The organism is Psychrobacter sp. JCM 18900 (assembly GCF_904846625.1).
Lineage (GTDB): Bacteria > Pseudomonadota > Gammaproteobacteria > Pseudomonadales > Moraxellaceae > Psychrobacter.
Map to the genome: position 1 here is coordinate 286677 of NZ_CAJHBL010000002.1, position 17364 is coordinate 304040.

Consider the following 17364-nt stretch of genomic DNA (forward strand, 5'->3'; position numbering starts at 1 on the left):
ATCAACTTTCTATCGAGCGTCCTATCACAGCAATCCATTACTGTGATAGGTCAAGGCAACAGTAGTTTTTATGATAAAAGCGTTGTCTATGTCGACCGCTTTTATGCATGGTTGGTCATGTATTTACATGCCGGTGGTGTCTTTTAGTGCATACCACCATGAGCCCATGACCGAGTAAGGAACTCGTAGAGCCCTGCCACCTGGGAACGGAATCCAAGGAATCTGTGCAAAGGTGTCAAACTCTTTGGTTTTGCCATTGATGGCATCGGCCAAGATTTGCCCGAACAGATGAGAGCCTGTTACGCCATGTCCACTATAGCCGTGGGCGAAATATACGCGCTCATGTAGTTTGCCCATTTGCGGTACACGAGAGAAAGACAAGGCAAAGTTACCACTCCACGCGTAGTCGATTTTTACATCGCGCAGCTCTGGGAAAATCTTATTCATATTGGGTCTGATTTTGGCGGTGATATCAGCAGGATCTTGACCGCCGTAAACCGTACCGCCGCCAAACAACATGCGTTTGTCTGCTGAGAGGCGATAGTAGTCAAGAATGTAGCGCACATCTTCGACACAGACATCAGTAGGGAGCAGTTGATCGGCCAAATCACCCAATGGCTCGGTCGCGATAATCTGCGTCGATACTGGCATTACGCGATCAGTCAGCTTAGGAATGACTTTATTGAGATAAGCGTTACCGCATAGAACGGCTTGCTTACAAGTCACCGTGCCAAACTCAGTAATGACTTTAATAGAGTCGTCAGCGTACTCAATATCTACGACTAAGGTGTTTTCATAAATCGTGCCGCCATTTTTTTCGATAGCTGCCGCTTCACCCAATGCAAGGTTCAATGGATGGAAGTGTCCACCTGAATGGTCGATGACACCGCCCACATAAGCATCTGACTTGATATGCTCTTGAATGCCGTTTTTGTCTAGCATCTCTCGGTCGTGCATACCGTGGCTTTCCCACAGTGCATGCGTTTCTTGCAAATCTTTTAGCTGTCCGTTATTCAATGCTGCAAAGATGTTTTTTTCTTTCAGATCGCAGCTGATATCGTAGTCACTGACAAAACGACGAATAATTTTGCCACCGCGAGTCACGAGCTGACCGACGAAGTCTGCACTTTGTTGACCATAAGATTTTTTGATTTTTTGCAGGCTGGCATTTAGACCGTTGACGATTTGACCACCGTTACGACCTGATGCGCCCCAACCAATCTGTGCGCCTTCAAGCACAACGACTTCATGATCTGTTTCGATAAGGTGCAGGGCAGTCGATAGGCCGCTATAACCGCCACCGACCACGCAGATTTCTACCTGAATATCGTTTTTAAGCGTTGGTCTGTCAGGCTTAGGGTTACGACTGGCTGCATAATAGCTGTCAGGGTATTGACCCTTATCCGAGTAATGCGGGATATTGCGCGTGTTATTAGAAGGTGGGTTTTGGTTCGTTGCCATATTGCTACTTTGATTGCTATTTGGGCTGCTATTTGACATATCAAACATCCTGTAAATAGGTGAGGTATTCAAGGTTGGTCACTTGCTGAGCAAAGCGTTTGGCCTCTTGCTTTTTGACCGCAATCAATAGCTCAATCATCTCGCTTGGAAATAGTGAATCAACCACATCGCTGCTCTCAAATTGACGAATGGCTGAGAGCCAGTCCAACGGTAAGGTTTTTAGTTCTGCTGCATCATAAGTAATGCTGTTAATCGGCTCAGGTGCTTCAAGCTTGTTTTCGATACCATACAGCATACCCGCCAGTACTGCGCTACAAACTAGATAAGGGTTGGCATCTGCGCCAGACACCCGATGTTCGATACGGCGTGCTCTGGTGTCACCGCCAGGGATACGTACAGCTGCGGTGCGGTTCTCATAACCCCATGACACGTTGTTTGGGGCCAATGTACCGGGAGTAAAGCGGCGGTAAGAGTTGACATGCGGTGCAAACAATAAGGTGCAATCTGACATGGTCTTTAGTAGGCCAGCCACGGCATGACGCAACATATCTGAGCCTTCATCTGATCCATCATCGAAGACGTTGTTGCCATCTTTATCTAATAAGCTGCAATGCACATGAAAGCCATTGCCAGACTGTAGGCCAAAAGGTTTTGCCATAAAGGTGGCGGTAAGCTTGCGACGAGCTGCCACGGCTTTGACCACTTGTTTAAACAAAATCGCGTCGTCAGCGGCTTTTAATGGGTCATCTACGTGTAATAAATTGATTTCAAACTGACCACAACCATTTTCAGCCAGTGCCGCATCCACAGGGATATCGAGCTTTTCACACTGCGCGTAGACTTCGTCTAAAAATTCATCGAATTGTAATAGGTCATTGATACTTAAGATGGATGTTTTATTTAGTCTTAGACCGCTCTTGGGGCGGATAGGTGGCTTAGGTGTCTCTCCCTCGGTATAGTCAACCAAATAAAACTCTAGCTCCGTTGCCATCACTGGCGTCAGTCCCAGTGCTTTGAACTTTTTGCTAATGTGGTCCAAAACGTGGCGGGCATCACCGTAGTAAGGCTCATTGTCTTCGGTATATAGCCAAATCGGTAGTAGCGATGAAGGGGCGCTGGTATTGAGAAGCGGATAAGCAGCACGACCAGTTGGACGGGCAATGGCATCGATATCACCATTGCACTGCGAAGACTCGATGACATCAGCGCCCCATATATCGACACCTAAGATTGACAGAGGTAATCGGATTGCACCGTTTTCTGCTTTTTCCATTTGATCAAAAGGGATGCGCTTACCACGAAGTAAGCCATTGATATCTCCTGCGGCAACATAGACGTACTCTGTGCTGTTTGCAGATTTGACCATTCCATTGGTTGTCATCATGTCTGTTCTTCCTATGAATTTGTAGAATTACTGGGTTTGTTACTGCTACTACGTTTTGGCTGTGGTGTCTAAACTCTATGCTAGTGGCATTTATAACGAACACTTAATAAATAAGTATTTGATAAATGACGGGTTGAATATGAGGTATTTGTACTACTGCTAAATTTTTTATCAATGATATTAGTGACTTATAGGCTGTGCTCTTAGGCGTTTTTATTCAGTCTAAAAGTTAAATTCTGTTGGTTATCATTGCTGCTGACTTTTAATATATGGATGAAAACTATAATTGTCAATTTTTATTTAAAATTATCTTAAAATAGCTCGAATTCGGGTTTTTAGTATAAATATCGATATTAATGAAGTTTATAGTTTACATTTTACGAGGCGTTGTGTTAAATTTTAGCTAAATAAGGGATTAGACAACATAGGCAGCTTGGGTCTAGTTGTTACAACGAGGGAAAATGATATGAAAAATTCCAGACCTATTATTGCTATTGTGTCTTGTCATAAGATGGTTGACGGACAGCCAGCACAGGCGGTATATCAAAAATATATCGATGCAGTAAACTTTTACGGTGGCAATCCTATACTGCTGCCAAACACAACTGCCGATAGTGAAAACTTCGATGCGCTGCTCGAAATAGCAGATGGAATTTTATTGACCGGTAGTTATAGCAATGTTGCCCCAACTCGTTATGGCGCGACACATACCGAAGCCAAACAAGACCTAGGCCGTGATGAGCTGAGCTTCAAGTTATTGGCTTATGCAGACGAAAAAAACATTCCGCTGTTTGCAGTTTGCCGAGGCTTGCAAGAGATGAATGTTCATTTTGGTGGCACGCTATATCCTGATTGGCGTGATATCGATGGGTTCTATGAGCAGCATTTAGAAGACAATACCCAGCCGCTTGAAGTGCAGTATCAGCCCATACATGACGTCATCATTCAACCTCAAGGAAGGCTGGCAGCATTTGGTGAAAAGTGGCACGTCAACTCATTGCACAAACAAGCCATCAGTGAGGTAGGCGAGCGTTTATTTGTAGAAGCGTTAGCGCCTGATGGTCTGGTGGAGGCTATCAGCTTGTTACAACATCCATTTATGATTGGTGTACAATGGCATCCTGAGTTAAATTATGCGCAAGATAGCTTTTCCAAATTTCTATTCACGGAATTTATTCACCATGCCAGAGAACCACAAACCGAGTAGCACAACTAAAAGTAAGGCAGAAACTGCTGTCACTGATAGTGATAACATTGAGAACGATGTTGATAGTGTCGATGACAAAGATGTAGCTGATGTTGATACTGAAATAGATGATATCGATGATGATGAATTGAATGATTCTGAAACAGCGTCTACTTCTGAAGCAGATGAATCGTTGAAAGAAGACATTGGCAAAAAGATTAACCAGCTGCGTCTAGCAAAAGGTTACTCGCAACGTAAATTGGCAAAGCTGTCAGGATTGACGAACACGTCTATCAGCTCAATTGAGCGCAATAAGGTCAGTCCAGCGGTCAATACGTTAAAGGCGATTTTGACAGTGTTGGGTTCTGATCTGACTACGTTTTTTAGTGACGAGTGGAAAGAGCCAAAGGCTAGAGTGATTGTAACGCCAAAGGATCTATTAGAGCTTAATGAACCCAATAGCAAAGTGTCGCTAAAGCAGGTTTATAACTGTAGCAGGACAAGAAACTTAGGGTTCTTAATAGAGACCTATCAGCCAAATAGCTCAACAGAAGAAAAAATCGCTCACGAAGGCGAGGAGATTGGTACGGTCATCGAGGGTAAGATTATTATCCGTATCGAAGACAGTACCTATTTACTAAATCAAGGTGATAGCTATGTGATTGATACCATTCAGCCGCATACTTTTATTAATCCTACCGATAGCATCACCCGTATCGTAAGCGCCCATACACCGACGACTTATTAAACCTAAGCTAAATTTCGTTAGGTTTGATATTGCCCAATGATGATTGAACAGAAAAGGCTACTTCCATTTTAGAAGTAGCCTTTTTTTAATTAAAAAATTACGTAACGAATAAAACGCTTAGTTTATGGTTGATGATTATCTTCAGTTGTTTCTACCCTATCGACATTATCCGTTGTCTTCGATTTTTCTTTAGTCAGCTTTATTTTTGGATTTTTAGCAACAGGTTCGATGTTTTTTACAGCGACATTTAGGGCGGGTTTAGATGCTTTTTTTAGACTGCGTTTGATGCGTCGAACTGCGATAGCATCTGCTTCTGCTTGTTCTTTGGCAAGCGCCGTATCATGTAAGCCTTGATATACCTCAAGCGTCTTTTCAATCATTTCACGCATGGTAAATTTGTTGGTCATTTCAGGACGCGTCACACTCTCCAGCTGATTTCTAACCGCTTTACAAAGCGCGTTGGCATTATATTTTTTTACCAGTCCTTGCGGGTAGAGTGGTTGTAAAATCTCGCTAAAGGCTGCTTGATCCCAACCAATGACTGGCGTACCTAGATGTATGGCTTGTAGGGCATTGATACCGATTGACTCGGGCTCATTAGCAAGTGCCATGACAATGTTGGCCGCCGATAGCCATTCCCGCATATCATTACGCTTGCTACCCACATAGGTAATGCGCTCCGCCAGTCCCAAGCTGTTTGTGCGTTGGCGAAAATCTTCATGAGCGACATCGCCGTCTTTATAGTCTTCATCCATAATAATGACGTGAATATTTGGGAATTGCTCTTGCAGGTTACCCAAGATATCTATCAGCCACTCTTGCCCGTACTCATTACCGATGACGGTTGGGAATACGAGCCATTTTTTGTGCTCAAGCTCAGGGTATTCAGCAAAGGTATGACGTAACCAATAAACCGAAGGATTATGACGATAGGGGTAGCGGCGAGTGTCGATACCACGATAGATACGCGTGATGACTTTAGGATCTACGTCTTCGATGCGCAGTCCTTTTTTTAAGTATTGAGTGACACTATCAGATACGGTGATTATCGTATCAACGTTGAGTAGGGCTTGAGAGTACTTATTAATAGGATAAAACCCATACATGGTCGAGACCAGTTTGGGAAAACGTCTGACACGTGCGCGGCGCAGTGCCAAATGCAATATCCATGCAGGGGTACGCGAATGTACATGAATGACATCAGGCTCGTACTTTTCTATCAAATGCCGTAGGGCAGAGACTTGCAATAGCGATAGCCAAGACTTTTTATTCACGTGTAGCTGATGGTAGATATTGCCATCGCGCTTGAGACGTCTAACCAAGTCATTGTCTTCATCGGCACTCGAGACAATGATAGAGGTATGCTCATTTTTGACCAATGCTCGCCCAAGATGAAAAATGCCGCGCTCGGATTCATCATGCTTTAGAGACGACAGTAAGCGCATAACTTTCATAATAGCGTTGGTCACCGGTTAGTAATATCAATTTGCTATTGTCAGTTAAAAGCGATTAAAACTCAACCATCAAGATAAAAAGATGAGGTCAGATAGGTAGTTTTTAGACTATATAAGCGTAAGACGGGGATTAATAAACACCAAAAGCCGTTAGCGTCGTTTCTGTAAATGCTCAGCATTGGGCAGTACTTGTTTTTCACTCAAGTATTTCCAGTAACGCTGCGGGAGATATTGCTTATGCAGCTTAGGGTTTTTGCGCTCTTTGATATTGACGTTAGTAAAGTAACCTTGCCAGAACTTTTGATAGCGCTGCTCATCAGGACTGTGGATGCTAGCAGGATTGCGTAGTACCGCATCATCGAGGTCGGTGATGGTTTGCAGCTTTGCTGGACGTGATGGCGTACTATTACTTTTATCATAATAGATGCCATAGCCTCGCGTTAGATCATAGATTGCCCAGTGCTGATCCTGATAGCGCTGCCGAAAGTGCTCTCCAATCAATGGTAATACATTAAAATCAGGCTCTACACGTGCAAAATAAATATCATCAGTCGTATGCTCAAAACGTACAAACGCTTCCATGCGATGTTTCTCACGGCCGACAGATTTGACTGTCTGCACCAGCTCAAGCACGTCCAAATTACCAAGATCTTGCATAATCTGACGGCTAGGGTAGTCGATGGCATATTTGACCACACGAAACAATGTCGTGCCGATATCGTCTTTCTCTGATAAGAACCCCCATAAGATATTTCGCATGCCTGAACGACCCAATAAGGTATTTAATTTGACCAACACGCGCTCGGCTTTATCCTCATCAGTTACCACGCTAGTCGCCTGAGCGATGAGTGATGGTACATAGCAATCTTGCGCGGTTAGTTTCAGTGACATATCGTTTTGTAGGCGATTGACATAGACATAAAACACGGCACTCAGCCAACCTTCAAAGCTAGGCTCATACAGTACAATGCTAGGCGTCAATTGACCGACAGCGTAAGAGTCATTTTGCATAAGTGCTGACATGTTTTATCCTACATTTCTATCATAAATACAGTAGCCAGATGGCAACCTTCTCTAGCGCACACTATCTAGAGCCATTCTAAAATAAAGCCAACTGCCCAGTACGCTGATCATTAAACTTGGTCTGCGTTTGAGCCAATACATATTGACGGAAATTATCGCGCGTTAAATGAGCAAGGTGTTCGTTTTTGCCAGTGGTCGCGATGAAGTATTTAGCACGGTTGACCGCAGCGCCCATCTTTTTTAGATGGTATAGCGTTAATTGATTGAACTTACGTGCTTTGACGATTTTCTTAGCAGTCTTTGTACCGATACCTGGGATACGCACGATCATCTCATAAGTCGCTGTCTGGATATTGACTGGGAAATGCTCGCGATGGCGTATTGCCCAAGCCAGTTTTGGATCGCAGTCCAAATCTAAAAATGGTGACTCCGGCTCCACAATCTCATGCGCGCCAAAACCATAAAAGCGCATTAACCAATCTGCCTGATACAGACGATTCTCTCGTACCATCGGTACAGGCGTTCCAATCGCAGGCAAACGATTGTCAGAGAGCATAGGTACATAACCCGAGTAATAGACCCGTTTGAGATCATACGTTTTGTAGAAGTGACTCGACAGCTGAATCACCTGCAAGTCAGTCTCGTTACTGGCACCCACGATCATTTGGCTGGTCTGACCTGCTGGCGTGAACTTAGGCGCTTTTTTATGAGTCTTACGGCTTTCACGAATAGTAATGATTTCTTCTTTTACCGTTTCCATCGGTGCTTTTAATTGGTCATGTGATTTCTCTGGCGCAAGCAAAGCCAACCCTGATTTGGTCGGAATCTCGATATTGACGCTCAAACGATCCGCATACAACCCTGCTTCTAGCAGCAGTTCTTTTGAGGCGCCGGGTATGGTCTTTAGATGAATATACCCGTTGAAACGCTCACGCGTACGCAAGAGTTTGGCGACTTCTACCAGTCGCTCCATTGTATAGTCGCCACTTTTAAAAATACCAGAACTGAGAAATAACCCTTCGATATAGTTACGGCGGTAAAACTGCATGGTTAAGTCGACGACTTCTTCGACACTAAACGCAGCACGCGGCGTGTCATTGCTCTTACGCGAGGTGCAATAAGCACAGTCGTAAATGCAGTGATTGGTCAAAAGAATCTTTAACAGGCTGACGCAGCGACCATCTTCGGTGTAGCTGTGACAGATACCTGTTGCTGAGGCATCGCCTAGTCCGCCGCCTTGGTTTTTTCGCGTACCAGCGGAAGATGAGCAAGAGACATCATACTTGGCAGCATCAGCCAAGATATTGAGTTTGCCCTGTAATCTTTCATAATTGATGTTTGCCATAAGTCGCGTTTTACCAATTAATTATTGAGAGACTATTTTACCAAAATTATCGCTAAGTCATTGTATTTATAGGTGAAGTTGAAATGATATGCGACAACGGTTGTCGTCACAAAAATATGAATTTTTGGCTATGATTTGAATTTATATAAAGATTTTTTCAGCTAACAATCCAATAATAAAACCGCCAACGATACCTACAATACCGAGTAACAAGAGAGGAATGGCTAGTATCGTGAATATCTGTGATTGGCTTTTTTGAATCTCAATAGAGTATTGGCTTAAATCAATATCTGCTAACGGTATGGCGCCTCCTATCATTGCTTGAAATCTTGAGGTACTTGAACCTGGTACTAACTTTAATTCGTAGTGACCCGCTTCCGCCTTAAAAGTAAAAAGTTCCATTCTTCCAGTATCAAAATTGCTTGAGCGCGGGGACAGTATTGAGCGATTAAGCTTAATTTCTTTATCAGTAGCGGTATTGAGAATATGTGGTCTAAACTGGGTCAGCGGCGTTTTTTTGAAGAGAGGGCCCTTGTGCCAGATTGCATAAATGCCTGATTTTGAGACAGTGAAACTACCTGCATTATCGTTATATGGTAGCGTCAATAATATGATGCCATTAAATGCATTGCTAAACAATTTTATCGCTTTAAATACAATAAATATTCCGATAAAAACAAGGATGAATAGAAGTATTCTAATGGACAGGATGCTCATTATTCATCTTCCTTAGTGATGTAGAGCTTAATAATAACGTGGTATAGCCGATACAAGTATAAGGCTCATTTTTCAGATGAATAAACGTTTATTTATATCACAATAAGTTGGCTATTTTCCAAAAAAAAGGTCTTGTGGACTATATAGCTAGTCCACAAGACCTTTTACATATTTCGATAGCTGTCAAATAATAATGCGCGACAGTTTAATGTTTATTGAACCTTGGCACGTATTACCACGGTTTTGGCTGCATTGGCATCAAAGTTCACCAAGTTCCATTTCAGACCAGAGTAGTTTTCTTGGACAACCACCGTATTGCCAACCTGCTGAATGGTTTGATAGCTGTCTCCGCCAGTGGTAGCAAGCGTCGGCAGAGGACTATTCAACGAGACTAACTGGACGCCACTTGGCAATGAGATCATTGCGTTGATGTCATTAACTGGCTGTGCTGTGGTGTTTGTATAAGTGGTGTGATACTCGATCACATCGCCTGGGGCAATATGATTGGCAGGAACGGCAACTTCACGTCCATCAGCATTTTTTAGAATTTTCATGACTTTGGTGTTGGCATTGACCACGCCAGGCGTACTAAAGGTAGGAGTCAGTTGCAACGTATCCAAAGTTGTCGTCGTTGTCGTTACTTGATTGGTCACTGGCTGCTGCATAATCACTGGCGGGGTGACATTGGTTGCGACAGGTAGTACTTGCGTCACGCTGCTAGCAGGCGTGGTAATCACATCTACTTTAGTGACTTTATTGGTAATAGAGTTAGTCACTGGTACGCTAGTAACGGTCGTTGTACCTTGGACAACAGGAGACTGACGCACGACATAGCGTGGCACAGTGGTCACCTGAGTTACCGCGTACGGCATGCCGTCTTGCATGGTGATACCGTTTGGCGTCGCAGTAATCGTAGCAGTTTTGCCATCAGAGTATTGCTCGACCACCGTGGTGCTACCGCTCGCAGATGAGCTAATAGCAATCTCAGGGGCCGCATTGGCCGATGATGCGGCCAACATGATACCTGTTAGCATTGCAGACATAGCTGCATTTTTTGCCATAGTCGTTTTAGTAGTTAATGCTTGAAAACCATCGTTCGTAATCATAAAAGACTCCTCAAAAATAATAGTAAGTAATACAACAATAGATAATGCCTAGATAAACAAAACCCCCGCTAAATGACACCAAAAAATATGCCAAATAACGAGGGTAGTAGTGCTGATATTAGCCTATGTGTGCGATCAGACCATCATTATTTTTAGTAAAAGCGCCGCAATACTCACTTGTATAAAAGCTATTCAATCTTAACTATTTCTTATTGAATAAACTGAATACTAAAGCTGTTGTGCACTCAAACTCAAATAATTATGCGCCAAAACAAATCATGGATAAAAGCAGCATTGTGTAACCGAAATGGTATAAATGCTATCTATGTGTAGTACAGCTTTCATCTATGAAATTGAACGGCTAAGTAGTCAGTCGCAATCATTGTCATAGAGGCTACTATCTAAAAGTCATTTCTCAAACTGTCTATCTTTGAGAACATCAAATTTATAGATTAGAACGCAGTGTAGCTATTAGTTAGTCGTATATAACTTTCATAACTTCATATTCAACCACGCCTTTTGGCGTTTCGATGCGTACTTCGTCACCTTCGAATTTACCAATCAAACCACGAGCGATTGGTGAGTTGACTGAGATTTTGCCAGCTTTAAAGTCAGCTTCATCGTCGCCGACAATTTTGTACTGTTTTTCTTCTTCGGTGTCCATGTTTTCGATCACGACGCTAACACCAAATACAATACGGCCTTCTTTTGGCAGTGTCGAAGGATCGATGATTTGAGCGCCACCGAGTTTGGCTTCGATGTCACGAATACGTGCTTCACAAAAACCTTGCTGCTCACGGGCAGCATGGTATTCAGCGTTTTCTTTCAAATCGCCGTGTTCGCGTGCTTCAGCAATCGATGCTGTGATGCGTGGACGGTCGACACTTTTTAGCTGTTTTAATTCGGCTTCTAGAGCCGCATGTCCTTGCGGAGTCATTGGGTAACGTTGCATGTTTTTTCCTTAAACCAATAACACCACACCACCTCATAATGAGATGGTGTCAGTGTTGTTGCAATGGATATAAAATATAAAAGAGTGATAATTAAGACGATGTAATGAATAAGTTGGCTATCATTTATGAGTGTATTTCACCTCAATTCAAGCATAGGCGCACTTAAGCTTACGTAATAAAAAGCATAGTCGCAATTTAGCCACTATGCTTTTTAGGTCTATCACGGTAAAGGTATCGTTCCTCAAGCATGGTTGGCTATATTTAAAGCAAACAACGATACTTGAGTGAGCTTTTAGGCAAGCCTAACGGTTATGCTTAATCTACTGAAATTATTCAGCCACGTCAATAGACTTTGCTTGCTCATGCAAATCTTGTAACTTATAGACATCAAACGGTAAGTCAATCGCGTAAGATTTGCAGACGGCATCAGCGGCACCTAACGTGGTGACGTAGAATACTTTGCCCTGTAGCGCACTACGGCGAATAGAGAACGAATCCTCTTGAGCTTGCTTACCTTCAGTTGTATTGATGATAAGGTCGATTTTGCCATTTTTCAAGGCATCAACGATATGCGGACGACCTTCAGTGACCTTGTTGATTTGCTGACTTTCGATACCAGCGTCGCTCAGTACTTTTTGCGTGCCAGTGGTCGAGACAATCTTAAAGCCAAAGTCTGCAAGCTGACGAGCAATCGGAGCGATTTGGGCTTTGTCGCTGTCACGAACTGAGATAAAGACGGTTTTTGTCTCGCCTTCAGTCGGTAGACCTGGCAGACGCTCATTACTACCGATAATGGCCTTGTAGAATGCTTCGCCAAAGGTTTTGCCTACGCCCATAACTTCGCCCGTTGATTTCATCTCAGGACTCAAGATTGGGTCAACGCCCGGGAACTTAGCGAATGGGAATACCGCTTCTTTGACCGCATAGAATGCTGGGACAATTTCAGTGGTAAAACCTTGGTCTTTAAGCGAAGTACCAGCCATACAGCGAGCAGCAACCTGTGCTAACGAAGTACCGATACACTTAGAGACGAACGGTACTGTACGTGCAGCACGTGGGTTCACTTCTAAAATGTATACCGTTTCGCCTTTTACCGCGAACTGTACGTTCATTAGACCGATAACGCCTAGCTCTTTTGCCATAGCGACCGTTTGCGCGCGCATCACGTCACATAACTCTTTAGACAGTGAGTATGGTGGCAGTGAACATGCTGAGTCACCTGAGTGGACACCAGCCTGTTCGATATGCTGCATGATACCGCCGATGACGACATCAGTGCCATCACATACACAGTCTACGTCGACTTCGATAGCATCATCTAAGAAGCGATCTAGTAGGACAGGTGCTTCGTTCGATGCTTGTACCGCAGTACGTAGGTAATGTCTTAGCTCATCTTCGTTGTAGACGATTTCCATCGCGCGGCCACCTAATACATAAGATGGACGTACAACCAATGGATAGCCTACATCTTTTGCTTTAACCAAGCCGTCTTCTAAGCTGGTCGCTAGAGCGTTTGATGGCTGTACTAGGTTTAGCTGCTGAATCATATGCTGGAAGCGCTCACGGTCTTCGGCACGGTCGATTGCATCTGGGCTAGTACCGATGATTTTAACGCCTGCTGACTCTAGTGCACGAGCAAGTTTCAACGGCGTTTGACCACCGAACTGTACGATCACGCCATCAGGGTTTTCGATACGAACGATCTCTAGCACGTCCTCTAACGTGATTGGCTCAAAGTATAGACGGTCTGAGGTGTCATAATCGGTTGAAACCGTTTCAGGGTTACAGTTGACCATGATGGTCTCGTAACCATCTTCACGCATGGCAAGCGCTGCATGCACACAGCAGTAATCAAATTCAATACCTTGGCCGATACGATTAGGACCGCCACCGATAACCATGATTTTCTTTTTGTCTGTTGGGTTTGCTTCACATTCGCTATCGTACGTCGAGTACATATAGGCCGTGCTAGTAGCAAACTCTGCGGCACAGGTATCGACACGTTTATAGACTGGATAGACGTTCAAATCCCAGCGCTTCTTGCGTAGTTGCTTTTGTGAGATACCAAGCAATTTAGCCAAACGCAAATCTGATAAGCCTTTACGTTTAAAGCTACGTAAATTTTTCTCGTTCAATCCACCAAAACCAAGTGATTTTACGGTAGCTTCTGTTTTGACGATGTCTTCTATCTGTACCAAGAACCATGGGTCAATCTTGGTAAAGTTAAACACTTCATCGACACTCATACCGACGCGGAATGCATCAGCAACGTAGTAGATACGCTCAGGTGTTGGAATGGTTAGGCGGTTGATGATCTCGCTACGAGCCTTCTCAGCACTGACTTTTGATAAGTCAATTTGCTCATCAAAGCCATCCGCACCTGTTTCCATGCCGCGCAATGCTTTTTGCATCGACTCTTGGAAGTTACGACCAATCGCCATCACTTCACCGACCGATTTCATCTGAGTCGATAGGATATTGTCCGCTTGCGGGAATTTTTCGAAGTTAAAACGAGGTATCTTGGTGACGACATAATCAAGCGCAGGCTCAAAGCTGGCTGGCGTTTTGCCACCAGTGATATCGTTTTGCAATTCGTCTAGCGTGTAACCAATGGCCAGTTTCGCTGCGATTTTGGCAATCGGGAAGCCAGTGGCTTTTGAGGCTAGGGCAGACGAACGTGATACACGTGGGTTCATCTCGATGACGACCATACGACCTGTATCAGGGTTGATACCGAACTGGACGTTTGAGCCGCCTGTTTCAACACCGATTTCACGCAGTACTGCTAATGACGCATTACGCATGATTTGGTATTCTTTGTCGGTCAGGGTTTGTGCTGGTGCGACGGTGATTGAGTCGCCTGTATGGACACCCATTGGGTCAAAATTTTCGATGGCACAAATGATGATGCAGTTGTCGTTTTTGTCACGAACCACTTCCATCTCGTACTCTTTCCAACCAATCAATGATTCATCGATGAGTAGCTGATGGTTCGGAGACAAGTCAAAACCGCGCTCACAGATTTCAATGAACTCATCGCGGTTATAAGCGATACCGCCGCCTGAACCGCCCATGGTGAATGATGGACGAATGATACACGGATAGCCCATTTTTTCTTGAGTCGCAAAGGCTTCTTCCATGGTTTCAGCGGTTTCAGCGCGAGGACACTCAAGGCCGATACGCTTCATGGCTTTATCAAATAAGTTGCGGTCTTCTGCCATCTCGATTGAGTCTTTGGTCGCGCCAATTAACTCGCAGTTATACTTGGTCAATACGCCGTGCTTATCTAGCTCTAGCGCACAGTTTAGTGCTGTCTGTCCGCCCATCGTTGGCAAGATTGCATCTGGACGCTCTTTGGCAATAATTTGCTCAACGGTTTGCCAAGTAATCGGCTCGATATAGGTCGCGTCAGCCATGACAGGGTCGGTCATGATGGTCGCAGGGTTTGAGTTGACCAAGATGACGCGGTAGCCTTCTTCTTTTAGTGCTTTACACGCCTGTGCGCCTGAATAGTCAAACTCACATGCTTGGCCGATGACGATAGGGCCTGCGCCAATGATAAGAATGCTTTTTATGTCGGTACGTTTTGGCATAATATTTTTAAGTCCTATTTTGGCGGGTTGGGATTTTAAGATGTTTTATATTATTAGCAAAAGTTAAAAATAATAGAAAAATTCGGGCTTAATGATCGTGAATGCCATTAGAAGTATGTTTTATCTAAGAAAATAGCATCTGTTTCACTTAACGTTAATTTTTTCAAAAGCCCTATCTAAACAAGTTAAGAACTCTTTAAATTCATCCAATGAGTATGAATAGTTAGACAATCCGATTTCTAATACATGTTTAAGGACGTCAGAAGACTGTTCTAGGGATAACTCAGCGTTTTTAGCTAAAAGCTCAGCAAACTCTCCTAGTTCACTAATAGTAAAGCCGTATTCATACCTTGCTATTTCTATATCCTCCAACATTATTTTAATAATGTCTGAGTCCAGAGTGCTGTCATGTATTCCTGGAATATCAGAAACAATATCTTTTAATAAATCAAATGGAAGGTTTATATTAAAATCATCTAAAAGAATGAATGCAAAGTACCAACGTTGTTTAGCAGATAGCTTTAATAGTTTTCGTAAGTATTGAGTCTGAAAGTCTTCTAGAAAAATGTTCCATGATTTCTTAAATTTTTGCTTGTTCTCATCACTCATTTTTTTAGAAAACGCTTTATGATCTGATAAAGCATTTTCTAACTTGGTATCATTTTTCTCACTTAAAAAACTAGAGAAAAAGTTCACGCCTTAGCCTTCGCCATCATATCCGCAAACTTATCAAACAATGGCGCGCAGTCATGTGGGCCAGGGCTGGCCTCTGGGTGACCTTGGAAGCTAAATACAGGCTTGTTGGTCAGCTCGATACCTTGGTTAGTACCATCAAATAATGAGCGATGGGTAGATTTAACGTTGTCAGGTAGCGTGTCTTCATCAACCGCAAAACCATGATTCTGACTGGTAATCATAACCGTGCCAGTCGCCAAATCTTGTACTGGATGGTTGGCACCATGATGGCCTGTTTTCATCTTGATGGTATTTGCACCGCTAGCCAGACCAATCAGCTGATGGCCTAAGCAGATGCCAAACGTTGGCACGTCAGTTTGCTCAATGATGTGACGTACCGCATCGATAGCGTAATCACAAGCTGCAGGGTCACCAGGGCCGTTTGATAAGAAGATGCCATCTGGGTTCATTGCTAGCACATCAGCGATAGGCGTCTGTGCTGGTACGACTGTTACGTGACAACCGCGGTCAACGAGCATGCGTAGGATGTTGGTTTTGCTACCGAAGTCATAAGCGACGACGTTGTATTTAGAATCGATGTGAGTGCCAAGTTGCTTAAAGAAGCCGCCAGTACCGCTATCATGACTACCAGGGATATCACGGTTGAGTAGGGTGTCTGATAAATCCCACGTACCTGCTGTCCATTCGAAATTCTCTTTAGTGCAGCATTCTTTTGCCAAGTCCATGCCCTTTAGGCCTGCAAAGCCTTTTGCTAACTCAATCGCTTTTTGCTCATCGTCGCTGCTGATAGTCTCGCCGTTTGAGGCAGTCATGATACAGCCGTTCTGTGCACCTTTATCACGTAATAGACGTGTTAGCTGACGCGTATCAATCTCAGCGATAGCAACTGTCTCATTACGCTGTAAATAGTCGCTAAGTGACTCTGAGTTGCGGAAGTTAGAAGTTGCCATGGTGGCATCACGGATGATCAGACCGTCTGCCCATACTTTGTGGCCATTGCCGGATTCTGTGTCCTCGCTATTGGTGCCTGTATTACCGATATGAGGGTAAGTCAAAGTCACCAGCTGGCGGGCATAACTTGGATCGGTTAGGATTTCTTGATACCCTGTCATGGCTGTGTTAAATACCACTTCACCAATACGATGACCTAGGCTGCCGATACTGACACCGCGAAAGATTGTACCGTCTGCTAGTGCCAAAATTGCTTGTATTTCTGCCGATGAATTCAAGGATTGCCTCCGCTGTTATTGGTGAGTGCCATCATGTTTTGTTGGTCTAAAATTGCTCCGTATCCTTTTATTTACGGCATTTGACTGTTGTCATATAAAGGTAAAAAAAGGGCGATACACAAAAATTTTCCACAAAAAAGCGAGAAGACATTATTGATGAAAACTACAAAACCCACTAGATAGTGAATAGGTAACTTGCATCATGTCCGCTCGCTTAGGCACAGATTTTGCGTATTATATACAAAATAGACGGTTATAGCTAGCCGATTTACTGGATTATTAGTCATTTCATGGCTAATAATGAGGACTTTATAAAGATATTGACTTTATAAAATAGCCTAAGCGAATACTAGCTACTTTCTCTTTTATCGAATTCGACATCAAGCGTGTATTAATAGCGCTGGATTTTCGCAGTTGGCTTTGCCACAATGGACAGCGCAGCGCTAGTCCCAGTTTTTATGATCGTTTG

General features: G+C 43.7%; 13 protein-coding genes. 2 read left to right on the plus strand and 11 right to left on the minus strand.

Going from position 1 to position 17364, the window contains the following annotated elements:
- Nucleotides 1-123 precede the first annotated feature (123 nt).
- Together JMX96_RS04170 and JMX96_RS04175 are read right to left on the minus strand one after the other, a co-directional pair.
- Nucleotides 124-1500: an NAD(P)/FAD-dependent oxidoreductase gene (locus tag JMX96_RS04170; RefSeq protein ID WP_227676907.1), complete on the minus strand. Its 1377-nt coding sequence runs from the start codon at nt 1498-1500 to the stop codon at nt 124-126.
- Nucleotide 1501: 1 nt separating this feature from the next.
- On the minus strand, nt 1502-2845 hold the full coding sequence (locus JMX96_RS04175; protein WP_201567509.1) for a glutamine synthetase family protein: 1344 nt from the start codon (nt 2843-2845) through the stop codon (nt 1502-1504).
- A gap of 466 nt (nt 2846-3311) precedes the next feature.
- On the opposite strand from JMX96_RS04175, the gene JMX96_RS04180 reads away from it, so the two are divergent.
- Nucleotides 3312-4052: a gamma-glutamyl-gamma-aminobutyrate hydrolase family protein gene (locus JMX96_RS04180; protein WP_201567510.1), complete on the plus strand. Its 741-nt coding sequence runs from the start codon at nt 3312-3314 to the stop codon at nt 4050-4052.
- On the plus strand, nt 4027-4779 hold the full coding sequence (locus JMX96_RS04185) for a cupin domain-containing protein (protein WP_201567511.1): 753 nt from the start codon (nt 4027-4029) through the stop codon (nt 4777-4779). The genes JMX96_RS04180 and JMX96_RS04185 overlap by 26 nt, the downstream gene beginning before the upstream one ends.
- A gap of 122 nt (nt 4780-4901) precedes the next feature.
- Here JMX96_RS04185 and JMX96_RS04190 read toward each other — a convergent pair whose 3' ends face one another.
- The 9 genes from JMX96_RS04190 to carA all read right to left on the minus strand — a co-directional run bounded on the left by JMX96_RS04190 (nt 4902) and on the right by carA (nt 16895).
- Nucleotides 4902-6233 (minus strand): glycosyltransferase family 4 protein, encoded by a 1332-nt coding sequence (locus tag JMX96_RS04190; protein WP_201567512.1) that lies wholly within the window; start codon nt 6231-6233, stop codon nt 4902-4904.
- 150 nt (nt 6234-6383) lie between these two features.
- Nucleotides 6384-7256: a TIGR03915 family putative DNA repair protein gene (locus JMX96_RS04195; RefSeq protein WP_201567513.1), complete on the minus strand. Its 873-nt coding sequence runs from the start codon at nt 7254-7256 to the stop codon at nt 6384-6386.
- A 76-nt stretch (nt 7257-7332) separates the two neighbouring features.
- On the minus strand, nt 7333-8601 hold the full coding sequence (locus tag JMX96_RS04200) for a putative DNA modification/repair radical SAM protein (RefSeq protein WP_057760729.1): 1269 nt from the start codon (nt 8599-8601) through the stop codon (nt 7333-7335).
- A gap of 141 nt (nt 8602-8742) precedes the next feature.
- Nucleotides 8743-9318 (minus strand): hypothetical protein, encoded by a 576-nt coding sequence (locus JMX96_RS04205; protein WP_201567515.1) that lies wholly within the window; start codon nt 9316-9318, stop codon nt 8743-8745.
- A gap of 212 nt (nt 9319-9530) precedes the next feature.
- Nucleotides 9531-10424 (minus strand): hypothetical protein, encoded by an 894-nt coding sequence (locus JMX96_RS04210; protein ID WP_227676909.1) that lies wholly within the window; start codon nt 10422-10424, stop codon nt 9531-9533.
- Between the two features lie 475 nt (nt 10425-10899).
- Nucleotides 10900-11376, minus strand: a complete 477-nt coding sequence (gene greA, locus JMX96_RS04215; protein WP_201567517.1) for a transcription elongation factor GreA — start codon at nt 11374-11376, stop codon at nt 10900-10902.
- Between the two features lie 330 nt (nt 11377-11706).
- Nucleotides 11707-14970 (minus strand): carbamoyl-phosphate synthase large subunit, encoded by a 3264-nt coding sequence (gene carB, locus JMX96_RS04220; protein ID WP_102091162.1) that lies wholly within the window; start codon nt 14968-14970, stop codon nt 11707-11709.
- Between the two features lie 144 nt (nt 14971-15114).
- Entirely contained in the window at nt 15115-15666 is a 552-nt protein-coding gene (locus tag JMX96_RS04225) for a hypothetical protein (RefSeq protein WP_201567519.1), read from the minus strand.
- Nucleotides 15663-16895: a glutamine-hydrolyzing carbamoyl-phosphate synthase small subunit gene (gene carA / locus JMX96_RS04230; protein ID WP_201567521.1), complete on the minus strand. Its 1233-nt coding sequence runs from the start codon at nt 16893-16895 to the stop codon at nt 15663-15665. Before carA ends, JMX96_RS04225 begins: the two co-directional genes overlap by 4 nt.
- Between the last annotated feature and the right edge of the window lie 469 nt (nt 16896-17364).